Raw genomic sequence first — 21,638 nt, 5'->3', positions numbered from 1 at the left:
TTCATCCGGCGGCTGAAGGATTGTCCCGGCCAGTTCGGCTTGGGGGCAGCGGCATTTCCTACGATATCGCAATCGCCGGCGCCGGTCCGGCCGGGCTCGCCGCGGCGCTCTATGTCAAGCGCGCCGGCCACCGCGTCACCATCTTCGAGCGCTTCGAGGAACCGATGCCGGTAGGCTCCGGGCTGATCCTGCAGCCGACTGGGCTGACGGTGCTCGCCGAACTCGGCCTGCTCGACGACATCATGGCGCTGGGCAGCAGGATCGATCGGTTGCACGGCGTCGACGCTTCGAGCGGCCGCACCGTCCTCGATGTCCGCTACGATGCCCAGCGCGGCAACCGTTTCGGCCTGGCGGTGCACAGGGCCGCCCTGTTCGGCGTACTCTTTCGCGCTGCCCGGCGCGAGGCGATCCCCATCGAGACCGGCGTCGAAATCGAGACCCTGGAGACCGGCGAGCGGGTCACCCTGATCAAAGGTCATGGACGAAAGGCAGGGCCGTTCGATCTGATTGTCGACGCCAGCGGCGCGCGCTCCAAGCTGCGGCAGAGCATCGGCAATCAAGACGAGCCAAGGCCACTCACCTATGGCGCGTTCTGGGCATCGCTCGGCTGGCGCGGCGAGGGCTTTGACGAGCACGCGCTTCTGCAGCGCTACGACAAGGCCAGCGTGATGATCGGCGTGCTGCCGATCGGGCGGCCCGAGCCGGGCGCCGAGAAGACGGCGGCGTTCTTCTGGAGCCTGAAGCCGGCCGATGCCGACGCGGTGCGCGCCGGCGGTCTCGACACCTGGAAGGAGAGGGTGGTGCGGCTGTGGCCGCAGGCCGAGGCGTTCACAAGTCAGATCGACAGTTTCGACCAGCTCTCGCTGGCCCGCTACGGCCATCACACGATGAAGTTTCCGGTTGGCCGGCGGCTGGCCGTTATTGGCGACGCCGCCCATTCGGCCAGTCCGCAGCTTGGCCAGGGCGCCAACATGGCGCTGCTCGACGCCGCGGCACTTAACTATGCGCTGGCGCGAGCGGACGGCTTGGAGACAGCGCTGGAAGCTTATGCGCGAGCCCGGCGCCGGCATGTGCGGGTCTTTCAGGCGCTATCGCTGGCGTTCACGCCCTTCTACCAGTCGGATTCGGTGGCGCTGCCCTTCATCCGCGACAGGCTGGTGGCGACGATCGCCAAGATCCCGCCGGCGCCGCGGTTGCTGGCCGCGATGGTCGCCGGCACGGTGATCGATCCGTTCACGCCGGCTGGGCTTGCCGAAGCGCGATGGCCGGATCGCATTGCCGAATGAGGCTCGATAGAAAGGATGGCTTCGCCCGCAGGAAGGCATGCAGGCGCTGCGGATAGTCCGGCGCCACGGCCTGCCTGATCGACGGGCGGTCACTCAACGCTCCGCGCCAGGCCTGGACAAGCGGCTTGCCGTCAAGAATGCCGAAATCGCCGATCCGATCGAAGGCTTCGAGGTAGCGGAAGACCGGACCGTAAACGGCATCGACGAGGGAAAAGCGCCTGCCAGCGAACCATGGCCCACTCGGCAAGCCGCCCGGCAGTTCAGCCTCAATACGGTCGAACATCGCCGACAGCGCGCTGGATTCGGCGAGGAAGCCGGCCTCGTTCGGCGCTGAATAGAACCGGCCGATGGCGTTGAGGATGGCTGAGCCATACTCGATCCAGGCACGGTGCCGGGCGCGTGCATAGGGGTCGGCGGGGTGGAGGGGATTGGCCTGCGTTTCCTCGAGGAATTCGAGGATGACCGCGGATTCGAAGATTATCGTCTCGTCGCCATTTTGCCGTACGCGCAGCAATGGCACCTTGCCGAGCGGCGAGATCGCCTTGAACCAGTCCGGTTTGTCGGCAAGGTCGATGTCGATCCGCTCGAAGGGCACACCTTTCTCGGCCAGCGAGATCGCGGCGCGCTGGACATAGGGGCAGAGCAAATGGCTGATGAGAACGAGGGTGTCGGCGGGTTCCATAGGAATGTGCCTTTCGAGGTCGATGCAATTGCATTTATATAGATGCATGTGCATTGAACGTCAAGCTTGATGCATCTGCATCTATCGCCTATGGTAAGCCATGACGGAAAAAGCCAAGCCTTCGCCTGAAACCATCAAGGCCTGGGCCCGCCTGATGCGGGTTTCGCGCCAACTAATGGAACGGGCCGAAGACGCGCTGAAGGAGGGCGGCCTGCCGCCGCTCGCCTGGTACGACGTGCTGCATGAGCTTGCGGAGGCCGGAGAGGGCGGCTTGCGGCCGTTTCAATTGATTGAACGCACCCTGTTCGCGCAGTACAACATCTCGCGGCTATTGGCCCGGCTCGAGGCCGACGGGCTGGTCGAGAAACTGCCGGTGGCCGACGATGGCCGCGGCCAGACCATCCGCGTCTCGGCCAAGGGACGTGAGACGCGCCGCCGCATGTGGGCGATCTACGGCAGGTCGATCGAGGAACTGGTTGGTGCCAAACTCTCGCCGGATGAACTGAGCATGATCTCGGCACTGCTGGGCCGCCTGCGTCATCCGCCTACTACGGACTGAGCATCCGGATTGCGCGGCTGCGCGGAACATCGGCGGATTTTGCTTCTTTGCCCTTGCGCTGCTCACCGGATTGCGCAATATGCCGAACCGTAACGTACGGTACGGCAGGTCGAATTCACGCCCTGCTTTGTCCTGCCGAGGGAAGAGCGTGTTGCAAGACGTGCCCGACATCGACAACAGCGAGGCGCTGACGGAGCGGCAGCAGGCCGTTCTGGATGCGGCTTTGCGGCTGCTGGTCGAGGAGGGCGATCATCTGACCATGACCGCCGTGGCGCGCCGCGCGAGCTGTTCCAAGGAAACGCTCTACAAATGGTTCGGCGACCGCGACGGGCTCTTGACGGCGACCGTGCAGTGGCAGGCCTCGAAAGTGCGGGTGGCTTCGGTCGACGGCAAGGGGCTTGACCTTGCCTCGCTCACGGCGGGCCTGGAGCGCTTTGCCTCCGACTGGTTGAAGGTGATCTCCAGCGATACGTCGATCGCGCTCAATAGGGTGGCGGTCGGCCATGCCGGTTCGGGGAAGGACAATCTCGGCGCCGTCGTGCTGGAGAATGGGCGCTTTGCACTGGCCAAGCGGCTGAAGCCAGTGCTGGAAGCCGGCCGGCAGGCCGGGCTGCTTGAATTTGCGGATGCCGAGACGGCCTTCCGTACCTTTTTCGGGCTGGTTGGCCGGGATGTGCAGATCCGCCTGCTGCTCGGCGACCGGCTGGAATTGACTGAGGCGGCGATCGGCGGCGATGCCATCCGCGCGACGCATCAGTTTCTCGCTCTTTTCGGAGCAAAAAACGGGCCTCAAGGCTTTTGATCTTCAAAACGGGAAGGAAGTAAAATGCGTGTCTATTACGATCGTGATGCCGATCTCAACCTGATCAAGGGCAAGAAGGTTGCCATCATCGGCTATGGCAGCCAGGGCAGGGCGCATGCGCTCAACCTCAAGGATTCCGGCGCCAAGGAGATCGCAATCGGTCTCAAGGCCGGCTCGGCGACCGCCAAGAAGGTCGAGGCCGACGGGCTCAAGGTGATGAGCGTCGCCGACGCCGCCAAATGGGCCGACCTGATGATGATGGCGACGCCCGACGAATTGCAGGCCGACATCTACAAGAACGAGATCGCGCCGAACATCCGCGACGGCGCCGCGATCGCCTTCGCGCATGGCCTCAACGTGCATTTCGGCCTCATCGAGCCGAAGTCGACCGTCGATGTCGTCATGATCGCGCCGAAGGGCCCGGGCCACACGGTGCGCGGCGAATACCAGAAGGGCGGCGGCGTGCCGTGCCTGGTCGCCGTCAATCAGGACGCCTCAGGCAACGCGCTCGATCTCGCGCTGTCCTATGCCTGCGGCGTCGGCGGCGGCCGTTCGGGGATCATCGAGACCAATTTCCGCGAGGAATGCGAGACCGACCTGTTCGGCGAACAGGTCGTGCTGTGCGGCGGCCTGGTCGAACTGATCCGCGCCGGCTTCGAGACGCTGGTGGAAGCGGGCTACGCGCCCGAAATGGCCTATTTCGAGTGCCTGCACGAGGTCAAGCTGATCGTCGACCTGATCTATGAAGGCGGCATCGCCAACATGAACTACTCGATCTCGAACACCGCCGAGTGGGGCGAATATGTGTCGGGTCCGCGCATCATCACCGCCGAGACCAAAGCCGAGATGAAGCGCGTGCTGAAGGACATCCAGACGGGAAAGTTCACCTCGGAATGGATGCAGGAATACCGCGCCGGCATGTCGCGCTTCAAGGGCATCCGCCGCAACAACGACAGCCACCAGATCGAGGAAGTCGGCGCCAAGCTGCGCGCCATGATGCCGTGGATTTCCAAGAACAAGTTGGTCGACAAGGCCAAGAACTGAGGATTCGCGCTTCGCGATCAATAATGAAAACGGCGCCACGTGGCGCCGTTTTCATTTCTGGTATCAGCCGCAGGCAGCTCAGCTATAGGGCGACCAGCACTGCTGGCGCGGGCCGTTATAGGGTTGGAACGTGTTGTCGTAGGCGCGATACGAGCGGTAGCGGTTGTAGCACCATTGCACATGGGCGTTCGACAGCCGGCCGGCGCGATAATAGCGGCGCGGCGCCGGCGCATAGTAATCGTAGTTGTTGTAGTTGTTGTACATGCTGCCGAGGCCGAGCCCCAGGCCGAGACCGAGGACCGCGGCAGCGCCATCATCATAGTAGCGCCCGCCACGATAATGATGGCGGCCATGGCGCCAGCGCCAGTTGTCGCCGCCGTTCCAGTTGCCACCACCGTTCCAGTGGCGGCCGCTCCAGTTATCTGCGCCATTCCAGTGGCGGCCGTTCCAATTGCCTGACCGGCGCCATCTCCAATCGCCGCCGTTGTTGCCGCCAGCCCAGCCCTCGCGGACCGGGGTGACCGTCGGCGCGGAGGTGCTGGCCGGGATCGACACATCCGGCTGCAGAATCGGCCCGGCAGCGGATGGCGCCGTGATGCCGGAGACAATACCGAGCGCTATCAGCCCGGATTTGACAGTGGAAGAAAAGAGCGCGTTCATTGCACTTCTCCAAGAGAACAGGCCCCACGCCTACCCTGGGAATGGGCTTACCGTGGACCTTTGCGTCTGAACGGCGGATGAACGGAAAGGTTCCGTCAGCCACAGCGCGAAGGCCATCAGGACCAAGGGATCCCTGCTTGTGGTCCCGCGCGATCTTGTCTTCCGCCGCTCTTGCAGGCAAAGGTCAGCGCATGTCGCTGCGCCTTGCCACCTTCAATGTCGAGAACCTGATGAACAGGTTCGATTTTTCCGGCTTTCGCAACCAGCTCAACGAGGATCGCACGCTGGCGCTCTTCGATATCCAGAGCGAGGCCGAGTACAAGATGCTGGAACAGGCGCGCGCCATCGCGCAATCCGACGACACGCGGCAGCTGACGGCGTTGGCGATTGCCGCCGCCCGTGCCGACATCATCTGCATGCAGGAGGTCGACAACATCGAGGCCTTGAAGGCCTTCGAGTACGGCTATCTGTTCAAGATGGTGGGGCAGGGCTACCGCCAGAAATACACCACGTCGGGCAATGATTCGCGCGGCATCGATGTCGCGGTGATGATGCGCAACGAGACCGCGCAGGGACAGCCGATCGAATTCGTGCGCATGACCAGCCACGCCTATGTCACCTACGAGCAGTTCGGGTTGCATACGCCGGAGCTGGCGGCCCTCGGCAACCAGCCCAATGAACGCATCTTCCGGCGCGACTGCCTGGAGGTCGACATCACGGTGGGCGGCGTGCCGTTGACGCTCTATCTCGTGCATTTCAAGTCCATGGGCTCGCCCCGCAACGGGCTCGACGGACGCGAGGCGACGATGCCGGTCCGCGTCGCGGAGGCGAAGGCCGTGCGGCGCATCATCGAGGAGCGTTTCGGGGCGGAGCACGCGGCCGACAAGCGCTGGGCGATCTGCGGCGACATGAACGATTACCGCCAGCGGGTGAAGGTCGCCGGCGATGAGGTCGACGGCTACCGTTTCGAGGTGGTCGACGAGAACCTGTCCTGCGTCAATGTGCTGACGGCGGGCGGCTTCTGTGAAAATGTGGTCGAGCGGCGGCCGGAAATGAACCGCTGGACCTTCTATCACACACGCGGGCCGCAAGAGCGGCATCTGTGCCAGCTCGACTATATCCTGCTGTCAAAGGGGCTGGCGGCGAAGAACGCCACCGCCGTTCCCGACATCATCCGCAACGGCCAGCCCTGGCGCACGATCTTTCCCGCGGGGCAGGAGGTCGAGCGCTTCCCGCGCGCCGGCTGGGATCGGCCCAAGGCTTCGGATCACTGCCCGGTGGCGATCACTCTGGACATCGCTTGATGATGAGTGTGGGCCTGATGACGAGTATGGGCCTGATGAGGAGCATGGGCCTGATGGGCAGGATCGGGGCCTGATCCGCATGAGCTTCGATCTTCCGCGCAATGTCATCCTGCCTGTCGACGCCATCGACGTCCGTCTCGATGCCGCACCGCATCCATTCGCTGTCGACAATCTGGCGGCGATTGCCGAGAACTGGCAGAGTGAGATCGAGGCCAATCCGGCGCTGTTCGACGGCACTGTGGTGCTGCTTTCCGAACTTGCCTATCGCGACCGCAGCCTCATCGGCCGCTGCCATGCGGTCAACTACTCGACCTTCATGCTATGGCGGAAGCGGCGCGAGAATTCCGGCGCCGAACACGCCTATGCCCATGCCGTGCTGGTGGCCGGCGACAACGCGCTGGTGGCGATCCGCATGGGACCGCGAACCGTCAATCCCGGCCGGGTCTATTTCGCCGCCGGTTCCTTCGAGCCGATCGATTTCCGCGACGGTCTCGTCGATGTCGATTTCAACATGATGCGGGAGGTGCGCGAGGAGACCGGCCTAAACCTGTCGAACGCCAGGCGTGGTGTGCGCTGGCACGCCCTGTCGACGGCAAGCGGCACCGTCATCTTCCGCCGCTATCATGTCGACGCGCCCGCCGATGAGATCGCGCGACGAATCTCGGCCTTCGTCGCCACCGAAGCCAACCCGGAGATCGAGGGGCCGGTGATCATCCGCCATGCCGGCGACCTGCCGGACGGCCTGTCGCCGCACATGAAGCCGCTGATCGAGTGGCATTTCGCGCGCGAGGGCTAACGCATCTTGTCTTGCGCTGCCTTGCTGTCGTTGCGGGCGGCGACGAAAAACAAGATGAAACCGATGCCCAGTAGCCCACCCATCGCCATGCCCATCGTCTGGCCGACGACCGCCTGGAAATCCGATGTGACCCGATCGGGATTGGCCATGCCGTAGCGGGCGAGGTACCACCATATGCCTGCAAGGGCGGCCTCGATGATCACCATCACCAGGGTTAGACGTGCCTTCTTGCTCATACATGTCCCTCGACTGGAAATGTCTTGCCTTAGCATCGTCGACCGGCGCGCGACAGTGCTGTCGGTGCCGGTGCAGGCAAGCGTGCAAGCTTGGGGAAAGCTGTTGATCGCGGCGGAGTGGCTCGGCCGCTATTCGTGCCGCAAGGCGTCGATAGGATCGAGCCTGGCGCCGCGCAGCGCCGGGAAGAAGCCGAACACCATGCCGATCAGCGCCGAGAAGCCGACGGCAAGCAGAATGACGGCCGGGCTTGGCGCGAAAGGTATCGTGAGCGTCACCGAGGCAAGGCCGGCCAGCGCCAGCCCAATCAGGATGCCGATGATGCCGCCAAGCAGCGACAGCACCGTCGCCTCGACCAGGAACTGGATGAGGATGTGCTTTTCGTGCGCGCCGATGGCGAGCCGGATGCCGATCTCGCGCGTGCGCTCGGTGACCGACACCAGCATGATGTTCATGATGCCGATGCCGCCGACCAGCAGGCTGACGCCGGCGACCGCGCCCAGCATGCCGGTCATGGTGGTGGTGGCGCTGGCCATGGCGTCGGCGATCTGGGTCATGTCGCGGATGCCGAAATCGCTCTCGCGGTCGGGCGTGATACGGCGCGCATCGCGCAGGATATCCTCGACGCGCGGCTGCAACTCGCTGGTCGGCGTGCGGTCGTCGGCGGCGATGTAGATGTTGTCGATGTCGCGATTGCCGGCGATGCGGCGCTGATAGGCGGCGAGCGGCATCAACACGACATTGTCCTGGTCCTGGCCGAAGCCGGTGTAGCCTTTCGGCTCGAGCAGGCCGATGATCCTGCAGGAGGTGCGGTTGACGCGGATGATCTCACCCTCGGGATCGCCGGCGCCGAAGAACTGCTGGCGCACCGTCTCGCCGATCAGGCAGACGCCGGTTCCCGAGCGGGTTTCGGAATCGCTGAAGGGGCGGCCGGACACCAGTTTCCAGTCGCGTGCGTCGAGATAGGCGCTGTCGGTGCCGGTGACGCCAGAGGTCAGGCTCTCGGTGCCGAAGATGACGCGCACCTGCTTTTGCGCGGCCGGCGAGATGGCGCGGGCGCCGGTGAGATGCGCAACCAGCGCCGCCAGATCCTTTTCCGCCAGCGGCCGCACCGCCTGGTCGAGCCCGCCCGGACCGCCGGGGCCGGCCGGGCGCCCGGCTCGGACGACCAGCAGATTGCTGCCGAGCTTGGAAATGTCGGACTTAACCTTTTGCGTGGTGCCGGAGCCGATGGTCAGCATGGCAATCACGGCGGCGACGCCGATGACGATGCCGAGCAAGGTCAGGAACGAGCGCAGCACGTTGCGGCGGATCGAGCGCATCGAGAGGCGGACGGTTTCCCAGATCATGCCATCTCCATATTCATGGTGTCGGAGGCGACATGGCCGTCGAGGAAGCGGATGGTGCGCTCGGCATATTCGGCGACATCGGCTTCGTGGGTGACCATGGTGACGGTCAGGCCAAGCTCTTTGTTGAGCCGCGTCAGCAACTCCATGATCTCGTGCGTGCGTGCGGTGTCGAGATTGCCGGTCGGCTCGTCGGCGACGAGCAGCGTCGGCCTAGTGACGATGGCGCGTGCGATCGCCACGCGCTGCTGTTGGCCGCCCGACAATTCGGCCGGCGTATGATGCTCCCGGCCGACAAGGCCGACCTCGGCCAGCGCCTGCATGGCAAGGTCGCGGCGCTCGCGGGCGGCGACGCCGCGATAGATCAGCGGCAGCTCGACATTTTCGGCCGCGGTGGTGCGCGCCAGCAGATTGTAGCCCTGGAAGACGAAGCCGACATAGAGGTTGCGCAGCATGGCACGGCGGTTGCGGTCGAGCCGGCCGGCATCGACGCCCATGAAGGAATAGGTCCCGGCCGTCGGCGTGTCGAGGCAACCGATGATGTTCATCGCCGTCGACTTGCCGGAGCCCGATGGTCCCATGATGGCGACGAATTCACCGCGCTGGATGGCAAGGTCGACTCCGGCCAGCGCATGCACCTTGGCTTCGCCCTGGCCGTAGCTTTTCCAAACCTTGTCGAAGGTGATGAGGGGGGCGCCCGCGGCCACTGGCTCAGCTCCGCGACTGCGAAGCGGTGATGATCTGCGCGCCTTCCTCCAGGCCGGAGGTGATCTCGGTCAGTTCGCCATCGGTCGAACCGATCTTGACGTTGACCGGGCGCGGGCGGCCGTTCTCCAGCACATAGAGCGTACGGGACCCATCGGTCGGGGCCTTCGCCGCCTGGCGCTGGCGATTGCCGCGGCCCATGCGGCCGGTGAACAGGTCGCTTAGGCTCCAGCCGCGCGGCGCTTGCTGCGCCGGGCGATAGCGGAAAGCGGACGAGGGCACGGTGAGCACGCCCTTGGCTTCCCGCGTGACCACAGAAACGGTGGCGGTCATGCCGGGACGCAGCAGAAGCTCATTGTTGTCGACCTCGAGCCGCGCATTGTAGGTGACGACGCCGTCCGTGGTGACCGAGGCATAGGAGATGTCGCGGATTTCGGCATCGAACGGCCGCTCCGGGAAGGCGTCGACGGTGAAGCGGGCATGCTGGCCCGACTTGACCGCGCCGATATCGGCTTCGTCGACCGCCGCTACCAGTTCCATGTTCCTCAAATCGGCGGCGATGATGAACAGGACCGGCGCCTGCAGCGAGGAGGCGACCGTTTGGCCGGGGTCGACCGAACGCGTCAGCACGATGCCGTCGATCGGCGCGTAGATGGTGCTGTTGGCAAGGTCGGTCTGCTGCGACTTGAAATCGGCATTGGCGATGGCGAGATTGGCCTCGGCGCTTTCGAGCGCCGCCTTGGAACGGTCGCGCGCCGCGGTCGCTGCCTCGAGCGACTGGTCGGTTGCCATGCCGCGCTTGGTCAGGGCCGCGGCGCGGACAAGCGCACTCTCGTTCTCGGCGAGCGTCACCCTGGCGTCCTCCACATTGGCGGCCGCCCCCTTCGCGGACGCTTCGGCGCGTTCGATCTGGACCTGCAGCTTGGCGGTGTCGAGGGCCGCAAGCACGTCGCCCTTCTTGACCTGCTGGTTCTCGTTGACGGCGACCGAGCGTATGATGCCTGAGAGCTGGCTTGATATGTCGACCTGGGTGAGCGGCTGCAGCGTGCCTGTCGCCGACACCTGGACGGTGAGGTCGGCCTTGGCGGCCGGCACCGTGGTATAGTCAGTCCTGGTCGGCGTGCCCGCATACCATAGATAGAGGCCAAGGCCGGCGGCAAGCACGATAAGGGTCAGCAACGCATAGAGCCAGCCACGCCGGCGCGTCCTGCGTCGACCGGTCTGGTCTAGCCCAAGCGCCGTCTCGATGGCGGAATCCGATTCCGCCTTTGGCAGATTGACAATCTGGTCCACGTCGGACCCCTATGATGCGTATGTCCCTGTCTGTGCACAGATCAGGCTTACCGGTTCGAATATCAAATTAAATTTCGCCCATGTTGGGATTGAGGCAAGGATGCAAACCCGGAATTACTTGCTTTACGATGTGTTTACGACCGAGCGACTGGCCGGCAACCCGCTGGCGGTGGTGTTGGATTGCAAGGGTCTGGACACGGCCGCGATGCAGGCCATCGCGCGCGAGTTCAACCTGTCCGAATCGGTTTTCGTGTTGCCGCCGGACAATCCCAAGCACCGCAACCGCATCCGCATCTTCACGCCCGACTATGAAATGCCGTTCGCCGGCCATCCGACGGTGGGCTCGGCCATCGCGCTAGCCGAACTGGCGGGCGAGGGCGGCGCCGGCATCTTCGTGCTTGAAGAGAACATCGGCCCGGTGCGTTGCGCGGTCAGCACGCACGATGACGCCACATTCGCCGAGTTCGACCTGGCGAAATTGCCGGAGCCGCTGAAGCTGGAGGCCGATCCGGAGGCGATCGGCGCTGCCCTTGGCCTGGCGCCGCACGAGATCGGCTTCGAGAATCACCGCGTCGCCTTCTGGTCGGCCGGCGTGCCCTATGTGACCATTCCGGTCGCCAACCTCGAAGCGGCGGGCCGGATCCGGCTGGACAACCAGGCGTGGTCCGAACTGGCGCCGCGCAAGAGCGAATGGGCCTTCGCCAGCCCGTACGTCTATTGCCGCGAAACGGTGAACCACGAAAGCGCTTTCCATGTCCGCATGATCGTTCCCGGCACGCCTTCCTACGAGGACCCGGCGACCGGTTCGGCGGCGGCGGCCTTCGCCGGCGCCATCATGCATTTCGACGGCCTAACGGACGGGGTTTCGCAGCTATGGATCGAACAGGGACTGGAGATGGGCCGGCCGTCGCGTATCCGCCTCGAACTGACAGTGCAAGGCGGAAAACTGGCGTCCGCGCGCATTGGCGGGCATGCGATCAAGGTGGCGGAAGGCAAGCTTTTCGTCTGATTGGAGAGAGCCCCGCTCGATTTGTCGGGAAATGATTCCAGCAGGGCTGGACAGGACCGGTATCGGCGGCTATATGCCCGCCAACGCCGGTTTTTGCCGGTCGAGTGGGTGCGTAGCTCAGTTGGTAGAGCAGCTGACTCTTAATCAGCGGGTCCACAGTTCAATCCTGTGCGCACCCACCAAAAATCCTTGGATTTGGTGGAAAGACCTTGGAATAAGCCGGTTCAATCGCCGCGCTCGTTTCGTCACTATTCGGCTGCCTTCGCAGCCGGGCCGCCTGTGGGGCGAGCCGTCGGACTTTGCAGCCGAGTTGGGGCAGCCGAGTTGGGCAGCCGAGTTGGTCAAAGACCGCGATTGCCGCGACCGAAAAACGCGATTCAGAAACTTGCCGAAACGGAAACCAATGCCGTTGTCCGCGTTCTGACGACCAGCATCAACGCTGGCCTTTCCTCGTGAAAAGTCCCTGATGAGCCACCGGACCAATATGAGGAAGAGGACAAGGAGGATGTCTCCGGGTCCGTCACCCGAAAACCCGCTACGCCAAATTATACCGGCAAGCAGCACGGCGATAGTGGCGGCAGCAGCGAGGGGATCAAGTTTTTCATCCACCAGAGTGACTGAATAACTGCAAGAAAAGGAAGATCGCCGCCCGGAAAAGCTTTTATCCACGGTTGACGCTGGTGACTATTTCTCAGACACGCCCGCCTCGGCAAAGCTCGCCATGCGAGCGTGGCACTCCAGCGCCGAGCGGACGATGTTGACGGCGAGGCATGCACCGGAACCTTCGCCTAGCCGCATGCCGAGATCGAGCAGCGGCGGCAGGGCCAGCGCTTCGAGCAGGCCGCGGTGGCCCGATTCGGCTGAGACGTGAGCAGCAATCGTGTGGGCGAGGCCAGTTGGGTGCAGCTTCGCCAGCGGCGCGGCGGCGGCGGTGCAGACGAAGCCGTCGAGCAGCACGGGTATGCCGAGGTGACGGGCGGCGAGCGTGGCGCCGAAGATGGCGGCGAGTTCGCGTCCGCCGAGGCTGGCAGCGATCCCCAACGGGTCGGCAAGGGCAGCGGCATGGCGCTTCAGGCCGGCTTCGATGGCGACCACCTTGCGCTTCAGGCCGGCATCGTCGACGCCGGTGCCGCGCCCCGTCCATTTTTCCGCCCCACCGCCGAATAGCGCCGCCGAAATAGCGGCCGCCGGCGTGGTGTTGCCGATGCCCATTTCGCCAAAGCAGACCAGGTCGAGGTCTTTCGTTATGGCGTCATAGCCCGCCGAGACAGCGGCGAGGAAGGCCTTCTCATCCATTGCCGCCACTTGCGTGAAATCGCCGCTTGGATGATCGAGATCGAGCGGGATGACGTCGAGTTCGGCGCCGGCGATGCGGGCGAGCTGGTTGATGGCGGCACCGCCGCCGGCAAAATTCGCCACCATCTGCACGGTGACTTCGGAGGGGTAGGCCGACACGCCCTGCGCGGTGACGCCGTGGTTGCCGGCGAAGACGAACACTTTCACCCGGTCGAGCCTGGGCATGTCGCGGCCTTGCCAGCGCGCCAGCCAGGCGGCGATCGTTTCGAGCTTGCCGAGGCTGCCTTGCGGTTTGGTCAGCGTGTCCTGGCGGTTTGCAACGGCCTTTGCAGCGGTATCGCTGCCGGCGGGCAGATCGAGGCAGGCGGCGCGCAATTCATCGAGGGATTTGAAGGGCATGGGGGGAAGGTCTCCGGAAAGGAATCAAGGGGAATCAGGCCAAGGCGATCAAGAGAGCGCGACGGAAGCGACGAGCAGCACCGCGATTTCGCTCAACTGTTGCAAGGCGCCAACCGCGTCGCCGGTCTGGCCCTCGATCTGGTTGAGGCAAAGGGCGTGGAAGGCGGCAAAGAACAGGCCGAGCAGGATGAGCGCGGCAATGGCGCCGCCAAGCCCGAGGAGGAGCAGCGGAATCGCGCCGAGCACGGCTCCGGCTATTGCCGTTTCGAGCGAAACGGTGCCGGCGCCAGCCGACAGGCCGTCGGACCGCGCCGGCGGCAAAAGATGCATGAAGGCACCGAGCACGCCACGCGAGGCTGCGTGCGCCGCGACGAGAGCAAACAGGGCCTGTGTGGGTTCGACCACTTGCGACAGCGCGCTCCAGCGGATCAGCAGCGATAGCGCCAGCGCCACGGCGCCATAAGCGCCGATGCGGCTGTCGCGCATGATCTCGAGCTTGCGCCCGCGCGACTTGCCGCCGCCGAAGCCGTCGGCAACGTCCGACAATCCATCCTCATGCAGGCAGCCCGTGGTAGCCACGGTTGCAACAAGGGCAAGGGCGGCCGACGGCCCAATGGCAAGGCCAAACCGTTCCGCCGTGGCAAAGACGATGGCGCCGATCAAGCCGACGACAAGGCCGGCAATGGGGGCGGCCCAGATCGCGGCGGCGAGGCCCCGGCCACGAAAATCGAACACGGGCAGCGGCAGGCGGGTGAAAAAAACCAGGCAGAGCGCGATGTCGTCGAGGACTTGCCGGGGCGACAGGGTGATTTTCGGGAGCTTCATGGCCCTAGCTCCTCGCAATGGCATGAAAAAAGGTGCCGCTGACATGGCCGCGCCGGTAGCCGGAGGCGCCGAGCGGATTGCCCTGGCCATCGGCGAGATCGGCCAAAGGCTCGTCATTGCCGGTGGCCGTCATCTGCGCATAGTGGAATTCGTGACCTCGGATCAGCGCGCCCTGCGAACCCAGCGGACAGTCGGCGCGCAGCCGTGCCTCGCGGTAGCCAAGGTTCATCTTGCGCCTGGCGAAGCTGGTGGAATGGCCGAGCAGGCCGAGCATGGGATGCGTTTCGCCTGATGCATCCTCCAGCGCTTCACCAAGCACCATGAAGCCACCGCATTCGCCATGGATCGGCTTTGTCGTGGCGAAACGTGCCATCCCCGCATGGAAATTCACGGCGGCGGTGAGTTTGCCGGCATGAAGCTCGGGATAGCCGCCGGGCAGCCAGCAGACGTCGCAATCCCCGTCCGGCGCTTCGTCGGCGAGCGGCGAGAACGGGACGATTTCCGCGCCGGCCTTGCGCCAATAGGCGGCGACGTGCGGGTAGAGGAAGGTGAAGGCGGCATCCTCGGCAAGCGCGATGCGTTGGCCAGGCGGCCGCAGCGCGTCGGCGAAATCGCCGACCGCCGGGACGAGAGGTGTTGCCAGCGCCATCACCGCGTCGAGGTCGAGCGACTTTTCCGCCATGTCGGCGAGCCGGTCGAGGTGCGCCATCAGGTCTTCATATTCGCCGGCCTGGACGAGACCGAGATGGCGTTCGGGCAAATTAAGCGAGGGGTCGCGTAAAATGGCGCCGACGACAGGCAGGCCGATCGCCTCGATGGCGTCGCCGGACAGCTTGCGATGGCGCTCGCTGCCCAGCCGGTTGAGCACGACCCCGGCCATGCGCACATCAGGGTCGTAAGTGGCGAAACCTTTGGCGACGGCCGCAGCCGTCGTCGACTGGCCGGAGACGTCGAGCACCAGCAGCACCGGCAGGCCGTAAAGCCGGGCCAGATCGGCAGCCGAACCGGTGCGGCCAGGCGAGGCCGGGATGCCGTCGAACAGGCCCATGGCGCTTTCGAGGATGACGAAATCGGTGTCGTCGGCTGCTTGTGCGGCCAGCGCATTGAGCAGCGACGGCGACATCGCCCAGCTGTCGAGATTGACGCCGGACAGGCCGGTGGCGGCGGTGTGGAAGCCTGGATCGATATAGTCAGGGCCGGATTTGGCGCCGCGCACTTTCAGGCCGCGCCGGGTGAGTGCGCGCAGGATGCCGATGGTGACGCTGGTCTTGCCCGAACCGGAGCGCGGCGCGCCGATGATGATCGCCCGGGCCGTCATGCTCCGCCCGCCAGTGCAGCGCGCATGGCGACGATGCCGCCGACGACGATCAATGCCGGCGAGGCGAGCCCGGCCGCCGCCGCTGCCCCGGCAATGGTGGCGAGCGTGGCTATGACGGTCCTTTCCCGCGGCGTCGTCGCGGCGACGATTACGGCCGCCGGTGTCGATGGCGCCAGTCCGCCGTCGAGCAGGGCGGCTGCTATGAGAGGCAGATTTGCCATGCCCATATAGACGACGATCGGCTGGCCGGTGCGGGCGATCGCCGCCCAGTCGAGATCGTCATCGGTGCCGGCGGCGTGGCCGGTCGCCAGAATGACAGCCTTGTTGATGCCGCGCATGGTGGCTGGAATGCCGGTGGCGGCGAGCGCGCTGAGACCTGAGGTCAGGCCGGGCAGCACCCGGAAAGGGATGTTTTGACGCGCCAGCGCCAGCGCCTCTTCGCCGCCACGGCCAAAAATATAGGGATCGCCGCCTTTCAGCCTGACGACGCGGCGGCCTTCGCGCGCCAGCCGCACCAGCAGAGCGGTGATGTCGTCCTGCTTCATCGATGGCTGGCCGCCGCGTTTTCCCGCGAAGCAAAGCTCGGCGCTTCCGGCAACAGCAACCACATCGGGCGAAACCAGCGCGTCGTAGACCAGCGCATCCGCCTCGGCCAGTGCCGCCAGCACCTCCAGCGTCAGGCAGCCGGGATCGCCGGGACCGGCGCCGGCCAGCCAGACATGGCCCGGCTCCAGCGGACGCGGCTTGAAGTTCAGCCGTGCCAGCGCCTGTTCGAGCGTGGCGTTTTCGCCGTTATTTCCAGTGCTGGCGCTCACAATCCGTCCCGTCCGCGAAAACGCCGCTGGTAATGGGCGTCGTACAATGAACTCTCGCCGAAATCTTGTGCCGCCAGCGAACGGCCGACGAATATGAGCGCTGTGCGCTCCATTGGATCGGCGGCCAGTAGCGCCTCGATCGTTTCCAGCGTGCCGGTCAGCACGCGCTCGTCCGGCCAGGAGGCGCGGAAGACGATCGCCACCGGGCAATCGCTACCATAGTGCGGCGTCAGCTCGGCGACGACGCGGTCGATGGCATGGATGGCAAGGTGGATGGCCAGCGTGGCGCCGGTGCGGCCGAAACCGGCCAGCGTTTCGCCGGGCGGCATTTTCGACGCACGTCCTGACACGCGGGTCAGCACCAGGCTTTGCGCGACTTCGGGGATGGTCAGCTCGCGGCGAAGTGCGGCGGCGGCGGCCGCGAAGGAAGGGACGCCCGGCGTCAGCGTGTAGGGGATGCCATGCTTTTCCAGCCGGCGGATCTGCTCGGCGACGGCACTCCACACCGACAGGTCGCCGGAATGCAGGCGGGCAACATCATGGCCGGCCATGTCGGCGGCCACATATTCAGCCTCGATTTCGTCGAGCGACATCGGCGCGGTATCGATCAGCTTCGTTCCCGGCGCGCAATGCTGCAGCAATTCCGGCGCGACGATGGAGCCGGCGTGGAGACAGACCGGGCAACGCGCCAAGAGCCTTGCGCCACGCAGCGTGATGAGGTCGGCCGCACCTGGCCCGGCGCCGATGAAATGGACGGTCATGGCGCGTCTCCGCTGATGGCGATGGCGCAGGTGACCGGACCGAGCACGGTGCGGGGACCGAGCAGCGTCGCGCCTTTGCCGGCGACGGCAAGGGCCGAGGCTTCCGAGACGGATGGTGCGCCCGCCAGCTCCCGCGAGAGGCTGGAGCTGGTGAGCGTCCCCGGCGAGGCGGCCTGTAGGGCTGCGTCATCAACGATGATGACGGGAAGGTTCAGCTTGCGACCTGCGGCGGCTATGGCTTCCTCATCCTTCTTGAGCGCCGCGGTGGCCAGTGCCGAAAGAGCCGACATCGGCAGGCCATGCGCTTCGAGCGCTGTTTCTATCGCCGCGAGCACGTCCTCGACGGTGACGCCCCTTCGGCTGCCGATGCCCGCGACCATCATGGCTTCACCCAACTCCATTGCGTGACGGGCATGGCCGGCCGCCATGCCTGCATGGAGCCGACCGGCGAAGCGCGGGAGATGCCGATGCGGGTGAGGTCGCCGCCGCGCTTTGTGTGCTGGGCGAGGAGCAGGGCTTCCATTTCCAACGTCACCGCGTTGGCGACAAGACGGCCGCCTGCGCGCAAGGCTCTGATGGCGGCATTCAAGACGCCGGCGTCGCTGCCGCCGCCGCCGATGAAGATGGCATCAGGTGTCTCCAGTCTGGCCAGGACCTTGGGCGCGCTGCCTTCCACAATGACGAGGCCGGGAACGCCGCAGGCGACGGCGTTATGGGCGATGCGGGCGGCGCGAGCCGGGTCGGCCTCGATGGCGATGGCGCGCAGCGAAGGGTGGGCGAGCATCCATTCGATGCCGATCGAGCCCGAGCCGGCGCCGACATCCCACAGCAATTCGCCGCGCCTCGGCGCCAGCGCCGACAGGGTGATAGCGCGGATTTCGCGCTTGGTGATCTGGCCGTCATGCTCGAACAGATGGTCGGCGAGGCCGGATGTGAGCGGCAGCACACGCGCCTGCGTGGCCGAATCAATTTCGATGGCCAGGACATTGAGCGGATTGATGTTTTGGAGGTCGAAGGCATCGGCGCGAGCCGAGCGCAATGTCTCCTTCGGCCCGCCCAATGCCTCCAGCACCGTCAGGCGCGAAGCCCCGAAGTCGAGCTCGGCGAGCAGCCGGGCAATTGCCGCCGGAGCAAAGCCATCGGATGTCAGCGCCAGGATGCGGGCGTTGGGCTGCAGCAGCGGGCGGATGAGGTCGATCGGGTGGCCGTGCAGTGAGATGGTCTCGATATCCTGCAGGGCCCAGCCAAGCCGCGCCGCGGCCAGCGACATCGCCGACGGCGCTGATATGACATTCATCTCGCGCGGCTTGACCTTGCGGGCGAGGGTGGCGCCGACCCCGTGGAAGAACGGGTCACCGGAGGCGAGCACGCAGACGTTCCTGCCGGCAAGCGCCAGGACATCGGTCATCCCTGCATCGAAAGGAACCGGCCAGGGACGCGGCTTGCCCTTGGCGAAGGAAGCGACGAGCGCCAGGTGCCGCTTGCCGCCGAAGATGAACTCCGCCTCGGCGATCCGCCGCTTGGCCTCGTCGCCGAGACCCGCTAAACCGTCCTCGCCGATGCCGATGATTGTGAGCCATCTCGGGTTGGGCTTGGCGGCGCGGGGACCCTCAGCAGGCATGATGACCCACCGTATTCTGATCCTCGGCGGCACCACCGAAGCCCGGCAACTGGCCGGAAAACTGGCGGCGCGCGCCGATTGCTCGGTCACGCTGTCGCTGGCCGGCCGTACGGGAAACCCCGTCGCGCAAGGCGTGCCCGTGCGAAGTGGTGGGTTCGGCGGTGCCGACGGTTTGGCCGCTTATCTCAGGGAGGCAGGCACTGGTCTGCTGATCGACGCCACGCATCCCTACGCGGCGCGTATCTCCGCCAATGCCGCGCAAGCAGCCCGCGCCACCGGCGTGCCGATCCTTGCCTTGCGGCGTCCAGGCTGGGAAGCTGCCCAGGGTGACCGCTGGCTTGAGATCGACAGCGTTGCCGGGGCGGCGCGGGCGCTTGGCGATGTGCCGCGCCGCGTGTTTCTGGCGCTTGGCCGGCAGGAGGTCGCCGTCTTCGAGGCCGCACCCCAGCACCACTACCTCATCCGCAGCGTCGATCCGGTCGAGCCGAAGCTGGTTGTGCCCGATGCCGACTATCTGCTGGCGCGCGGGCCGTTTGGCGAGACCGACGAGCGCGTGTTGCTCGAAAAGCATCGTATCGATGTCGTGGTGTCGAAGAACAGCGGCGGCGCGGCGACATACGGGAAGATTGCCGCTGCCAGGGGGCTCGGCATCGAGGTGATGATGGTTCGCAGGCCCGTCCTGCCGGATGTGCCTTCGGCTGAAACCGTCGAAGCGCTGGCCGGGATGGTGCGTCATTTGGTCGAGCCCGAGGCCGAGCGCGGCGTGTAGACCAGCGCCGGCTTTTCGCCGCGCTTGATGATCCGGGTCTCCGGCGAACCGATGATGATGCAGGTCGCCATGTCGGCCTTTTCGGCGTCGACATCGGCCAGCAGATAGACCTCGATGCGTTCATCCGGCCGGCCGGCGGCGCGGCCGAAGATCACCGGCGTCGTTCCGGGCAGGATGGCGGCCAGGCATTCGAAGGCGCGGCCAAGCTGCCAGGGGCGCGCCATGCTGATCGGATTGTAGAGCGCGATGACGAAGCCGGCGCCGGCTGCCGCCAGGAGGCGCAGTTCGATCAGATCCCAAGGCTTCAGATTGTCGGACAGCGAAATGGCGCAGAAGTCGTGGCCAAGCGGCGCGCCGATGCGGGCGGCGACCGCGAGCATGGCGGTGACGCCAGGCACGACGGCGACGTCGACCGTGCGCCATTCGGCCGGGCCGGCCTCGATGGCCTCGCAGACCGCTGCGGCCATGGCAAAGACGCCGGGGTCGCCGCCGGACACCACGGCAACGTCGTGGCCCTCGGCAGCCTTGGTCAGGGCATCCTTGGAGCGGGCGAGTTCCTCGCGGTTGTCGGAAGCGACGCGGGTCTGGTCCGGGCGCAGCTCGAGCCGGTCGAGGTAAGGCTTGTAGCCATAGAAGAATTTTGCCTCGGCGATAGCGTGGCTGGCTTGCGGCGTGACCTGGTCGGCATTGCCGGGCCCGAGGCCGATGACGGTGAGACGGCCGCTCATATCTGGGCTCCAGCCGCGCTTGGCCGACCGGACCAGCCGGCAACCAGCACGATGGCGAAGTAGGGCGCCTTGTCGTCCGGCTTGTCGGCGAGTTTCATCGAGACGCTGCCGGCCATGGTGCCGCGCTCGACATAGACGGCGCGCGTCAGCTTGCCGGTCGCCTCAAGCGCGCGCCTGATCTTGGGCAGGTTGCGGCCGACCTTCATGATGACGGCGGCATCGGTGTCGGCGAGGCGGCGCGTCAGCTCGAACTCGCTCATCGTGCCGGGCAGCACGGTCAGCACGTCGTCGCCTTGGACGATCGGCACACCGGTCTGCGACCAGCAGCCGGACATTGCGGTGATGCCCGGGATGACCTCGGTGGGGAAACGATGGGCAAGGCGGACATGCAGGTGCATGTAGGAGCCGTAGAACAGCGGATCACCCTCGGACAGCACGGCAACCAACCTGCCGGCGTCGAGGTGCTCGGCGACCTGTTCCGCCGACTCCTCGTAGAAGCCGGTGATCTGCGACCGGTAGTCGTCGTGATCCTTGTCGATCTCGGTGGTCACGGGATAGAGCAGCGGCAGTTCCAGCATGTCAGGCCGGAAGCGCGCCTCGACGATGGCGCGTGCATTGCTGTTGTTGCCGCGCTTGGCGAAATACGCCACGACATCGGCCTCGGCCAGCACCCGCGCGGCCTTCAGCGTCAACAATTCTGGGTCGCCGGGACCGGTGCCGACGCCGACGAGACGGCCTTTGGGGAGCGCGTTCACAAGCCCGGCCTCGCCAGTGAATTGAGTGCGGCGGCGGTCATGGCGCTGCCGCCGAGCCTGCCGCGCACAATGGCATAGGGCACGCCATAGGAATTCTCGGCCAGTGCGTCCTTGGATTCGGCAGCGCCGACGAAGCCGACCGGCATGCCTATGATGGCGGCCGGCCTGGGCGCGCCGTCGCACAGCTTCTCCAGGAGATAAAAGAGCGCGGTCGGCGCGTTGCCGATGGCGACCACCGAACCGGCCATGCGCTCGCCCCACAGGTCGATGGCGGCCGCCGAGCGGGTGTTGCCGATCTCCCTGGCGATGTCGTGCGTGCGCGGGTCGCGCAGCGTGCAGATCACCTCATTCCCGGCCGGCAGCCGGGCGCGCGTGACGCCATGCGAGACCATTTCGGCGTCGCAGAAGATCGGCGCGCCGGCCGCCAGGGCTTTGCGCGCGGCGCTGACGAAGTCGGGGGAGAAAACGAAATGATTTGCCGCCTCGACCTGGCCGCAGGCGTGGATCATGCGGATGGCGACATCGGCCTCGGCCTCGGAAAAGCGAGAGAGATCGGCCTCGGTGCGGATGATGGCGAAGGAGCGCTCGTAGATCGCCGTGCCGTCGTGAATATAGTCGTAGGCGGCCATGC

General features: G+C 65.7%; 24 protein-coding genes and 1 tRNA gene. 9 read left to right on the top strand and 16 right to left on the bottom strand.

From position 1 onward, the window contains the following. Nucleotides 1-20: 20 nt before the first annotated feature. Nucleotides 21-1,286 (top strand): FAD-dependent oxidoreductase, encoded by a 1,266-nt coding sequence (locus tag AC3CB8_RS22875; RefSeq protein ID WP_352563902.1) that lies wholly within the window; start codon nt 21-23, stop codon nt 1,284-1,286. Here AC3CB8_RS22875 and AC3CB8_RS22870 read toward each other — a convergent pair. Beyond that, complete coding sequence (locus tag AC3CB8_RS22870; RefSeq protein ID WP_352563903.1) at nt 1,234-1,968, bottom strand: glutathione S-transferase family protein; 735 nt, start codon at nt 1,966-1,968, stop codon at nt 1,234-1,236. The two genes, AC3CB8_RS22875 and AC3CB8_RS22870, sit on opposite strands and share 53 nt — an antisense overlap. Nucleotides 1,969-2,068: 100 nt before the next feature. Here AC3CB8_RS22870 and AC3CB8_RS22865 point away from each other — a divergent pair, with 100 nt between their 5' ends. The 3 genes from AC3CB8_RS22865 to ilvC all read left to right on the top strand — a co-directional run bounded on the left by AC3CB8_RS22865 (nt 2,069) and on the right by ilvC (nt 4,373). Continuing rightward, nucleotides 2,069-2,527, top strand: coding sequence for a MarR family winged helix-turn-helix transcriptional regulator (locus AC3CB8_RS22865; RefSeq protein WP_352551350.1), 459 nt, complete (start codon nt 2,069-2,071; stop codon nt 2,525-2,527). 148 nt (nt 2,528-2,675) lie between these two features. Next, the gene (locus tag AC3CB8_RS22860) at nt 2,676-3,329 is read left to right on the top strand and encodes a TetR/AcrR family transcriptional regulator (RefSeq protein WP_023769757.1); all 654 of its coding nucleotides are present in this window, start codon (nt 2,676-2,678) and stop codon (nt 3,327-3,329) included. Nucleotides 3,330-3,353: 24 nt separating this feature from the next. Next, nucleotides 3,354-4,373 (top strand): ketol-acid reductoisomerase, encoded by a 1,020-nt coding sequence (gene ilvC, locus AC3CB8_RS22855; RefSeq protein ID WP_013531065.1) that lies wholly within the window; start codon nt 3,354-3,356, stop codon nt 4,371-4,373. A gap of 78 nt (nt 4,374-4,451) precedes the next feature. Here the strand turns inward: ilvC and AC3CB8_RS22850 are convergent, their stop codons facing one another. After that, on the bottom strand, nt 4,452-5,033 hold the full coding sequence (locus AC3CB8_RS22850) for a BA14K family protein (RefSeq protein ID WP_023769758.1): 582 nt from the start codon (nt 5,031-5,033) through the stop codon (nt 4,452-4,454). A 191-nt stretch (nt 5,034-5,224) separates the two neighbouring features. Between AC3CB8_RS22850 and AC3CB8_RS22845 the strand changes: the two genes are divergently transcribed. Together AC3CB8_RS22845 and AC3CB8_RS22840 are read left to right on the top strand one after the other, a co-directional pair. Continuing rightward, a complete protein-coding gene (locus AC3CB8_RS22845) occupies nt 5,225-6,337 on the top strand; it encodes an endonuclease/exonuclease/phosphatase family protein (RefSeq protein ID WP_023769759.1) in 1,113 nt (370 codons plus the stop codon). A gap of 79 nt (nt 6,338-6,416) precedes the next feature. After that, on the top strand, nt 6,417-7,133 hold the full coding sequence (locus tag AC3CB8_RS22840; RefSeq protein ID WP_352563904.1) for a hypothetical protein: 717 nt from the start codon (nt 6,417-6,419) through the stop codon (nt 7,131-7,133). Here the strand turns inward: AC3CB8_RS22840 and AC3CB8_RS22835 are convergent. From AC3CB8_RS22835 to AC3CB8_RS22820, 4 genes are all read right to left on the bottom strand, one after another. Beyond that, the gene (locus AC3CB8_RS22835) at nt 7,130-7,369 is read right to left on the bottom strand and encodes a hypothetical protein (protein ID WP_023769761.1); all 240 of its coding nucleotides are present in this window, start codon (nt 7,367-7,369) and stop codon (nt 7,130-7,132) included. The two genes, AC3CB8_RS22840 and AC3CB8_RS22835, sit on opposite strands and share 4 nt — an antisense overlap. Nucleotides 7,370-7,498: 129 nt before the next feature. Further along, complete coding sequence (locus AC3CB8_RS22830; protein WP_352551361.1) at nt 7,499-8,716, bottom strand: ABC transporter permease; 1,218 nt, start codon at nt 8,714-8,716, stop codon at nt 7,499-7,501. Continuing rightward, nucleotides 8,713-9,420 (bottom strand): ABC transporter ATP-binding protein, encoded by a 708-nt coding sequence (locus AC3CB8_RS22825; RefSeq protein WP_023791982.1) that lies wholly within the window; start codon nt 9,418-9,420, stop codon nt 8,713-8,715. Before AC3CB8_RS22825 ends, AC3CB8_RS22830 begins: the two co-directional genes overlap by 4 nt. 4 nt (nt 9,421-9,424) lie before the next feature. After that, on the bottom strand, nt 9,425-10,711 hold the full coding sequence (locus AC3CB8_RS22820) for an efflux RND transporter periplasmic adaptor subunit (protein WP_023791978.1): 1,287 nt from the start codon (nt 10,709-10,711) through the stop codon (nt 9,425-9,427). Between the two features lie 100 nt (nt 10,712-10,811). Between AC3CB8_RS22820 and AC3CB8_RS22815 the strand changes: the two genes are divergently transcribed. Next, entirely contained in the window at nt 10,812-11,720 is a 909-nt protein-coding gene (locus AC3CB8_RS22815) for a PhzF family phenazine biosynthesis protein (RefSeq protein ID WP_352563905.1), read from the top strand. Nucleotides 11,721-11,826: 106 nt separating this feature from the next. Next, nucleotides 11,827-11,902, top strand: a tRNA-Lys gene (locus AC3CB8_RS22810). Between the two features lie 502 nt (nt 11,903-12,404). Here the strand turns inward: AC3CB8_RS22810 and cobT are convergent. The 7 genes from cobT to AC3CB8_RS22775 are packed head-to-tail and all read right to left on the bottom strand — an operon-like array spanning nt 12,405 to nt 18,755. Continuing rightward, nucleotides 12,405-13,415, bottom strand: coding sequence for a nicotinate-nucleotide--dimethylbenzimidazole phosphoribosyltransferase (cobT, locus tag AC3CB8_RS22805; RefSeq protein ID WP_023782644.1), 1,011 nt, complete (start codon nt 13,413-13,415; stop codon nt 12,405-12,407). Between the two features lie 48 nt (nt 13,416-13,463). Continuing rightward, entirely contained in the window at nt 13,464-14,240 is a 777-nt protein-coding gene (locus AC3CB8_RS22800; RefSeq protein ID WP_023769766.1) for an adenosylcobinamide-GDP ribazoletransferase, read from the bottom strand. A gap of 4 nt (nt 14,241-14,244) precedes the next feature. After that, on the bottom strand, nt 14,245-15,558 hold the full coding sequence (locus tag AC3CB8_RS22795) for a cobyrinic acid a,c-diamide synthase CobB (protein WP_023782643.1): 1,314 nt from the start codon (nt 15,556-15,558) through the stop codon (nt 14,245-14,247). Beyond that, nucleotides 15,555-16,373, bottom strand: coding sequence for a uroporphyrinogen-III C-methyltransferase (gene cobA / locus AC3CB8_RS22790; RefSeq protein ID WP_352563907.1), 819 nt, complete (start codon nt 16,371-16,373; stop codon nt 15,555-15,557). The genes AC3CB8_RS22795 and cobA overlap by 4 nt, the downstream gene beginning before the upstream one ends. After that, nucleotides 16,370-17,134, bottom strand: coding sequence for a precorrin-4 C(11)-methyltransferase (gene cobM, locus AC3CB8_RS22785; protein WP_023769769.1), 765 nt, complete (start codon nt 17,132-17,134; stop codon nt 16,370-16,372). Before cobM ends, cobA begins: the two co-directional genes overlap by 4 nt. After that, nucleotides 17,131-17,517: a cobalamin biosynthesis protein gene (locus AC3CB8_RS22780; RefSeq protein WP_023782641.1), complete on the bottom strand. Its 387-nt coding sequence runs from the start codon at nt 17,515-17,517 to the stop codon at nt 17,131-17,133. Before AC3CB8_RS22780 ends, cobM begins: the two co-directional genes overlap by 4 nt. Beyond that, nucleotides 17,514-18,755, bottom strand: coding sequence for a bifunctional cobalt-precorrin-7 (C(5))-methyltransferase/cobalt-precorrin-6B (C(15))-methyltransferase (locus AC3CB8_RS22775; protein ID WP_023769771.1), 1,242 nt, complete (start codon nt 18,753-18,755; stop codon nt 17,514-17,516). The genes AC3CB8_RS22780 and AC3CB8_RS22775 overlap by 4 nt, the downstream gene beginning before the upstream one ends. A gap of 1 nt (nt 18,756) precedes the next feature. On the opposite strand from AC3CB8_RS22775, the gene AC3CB8_RS22770 reads away from it, so the two are divergent. Beyond that, the gene (locus AC3CB8_RS22770) at nt 18,757-19,524 is read left to right on the top strand and encodes a cobalt-precorrin-6A reductase (RefSeq protein ID WP_352563908.1); all 768 of its coding nucleotides are present in this window, start codon (nt 18,757-18,759) and stop codon (nt 19,522-19,524) included. Here AC3CB8_RS22770 and AC3CB8_RS22765 read toward each other — a convergent pair. From AC3CB8_RS22765 to AC3CB8_RS22755, 3 genes are read right to left on the bottom strand one after another with little or no spacing between them, the layout of a single operon-like run. Next, nucleotides 19,488-20,252 carry a precorrin-3B C(17)-methyltransferase gene (locus tag AC3CB8_RS22765; RefSeq protein ID WP_352563909.1) on the bottom strand — a complete coding sequence of 255 codons (765 nt, stop codon included), beginning with the start codon at nt 20,250-20,252 and terminating at the stop codon, nt 19,488-19,490. The two genes, AC3CB8_RS22770 and AC3CB8_RS22765, sit on opposite strands and share 37 nt — an antisense overlap. After that, entirely contained in the window at nt 20,249-21,007 is a 759-nt protein-coding gene (locus tag AC3CB8_RS22760) for a precorrin-2 C(20)-methyltransferase (protein WP_352596837.1), read from the bottom strand. Before AC3CB8_RS22760 ends, AC3CB8_RS22765 begins: the two co-directional genes overlap by 4 nt. Beyond that, nucleotides 21,004-21,636, bottom strand: a complete 633-nt coding sequence (locus AC3CB8_RS22755) for a precorrin-8X methylmutase (protein ID WP_352563911.1) — start codon at nt 21,634-21,636, stop codon at nt 21,004-21,006. The genes AC3CB8_RS22760 and AC3CB8_RS22755 overlap by 4 nt, the downstream gene beginning before the upstream one ends. Nucleotides 21,637-21,638 lie beyond the last annotated feature (2 nt).

The organism is Mesorhizobium sp. P160927, assembly GCF_057766385.1.
The sequence above is the reverse complement of the archived record's forward strand: the minus strand, read 5'-3'. Positions and strand labels throughout refer to the sequence as shown.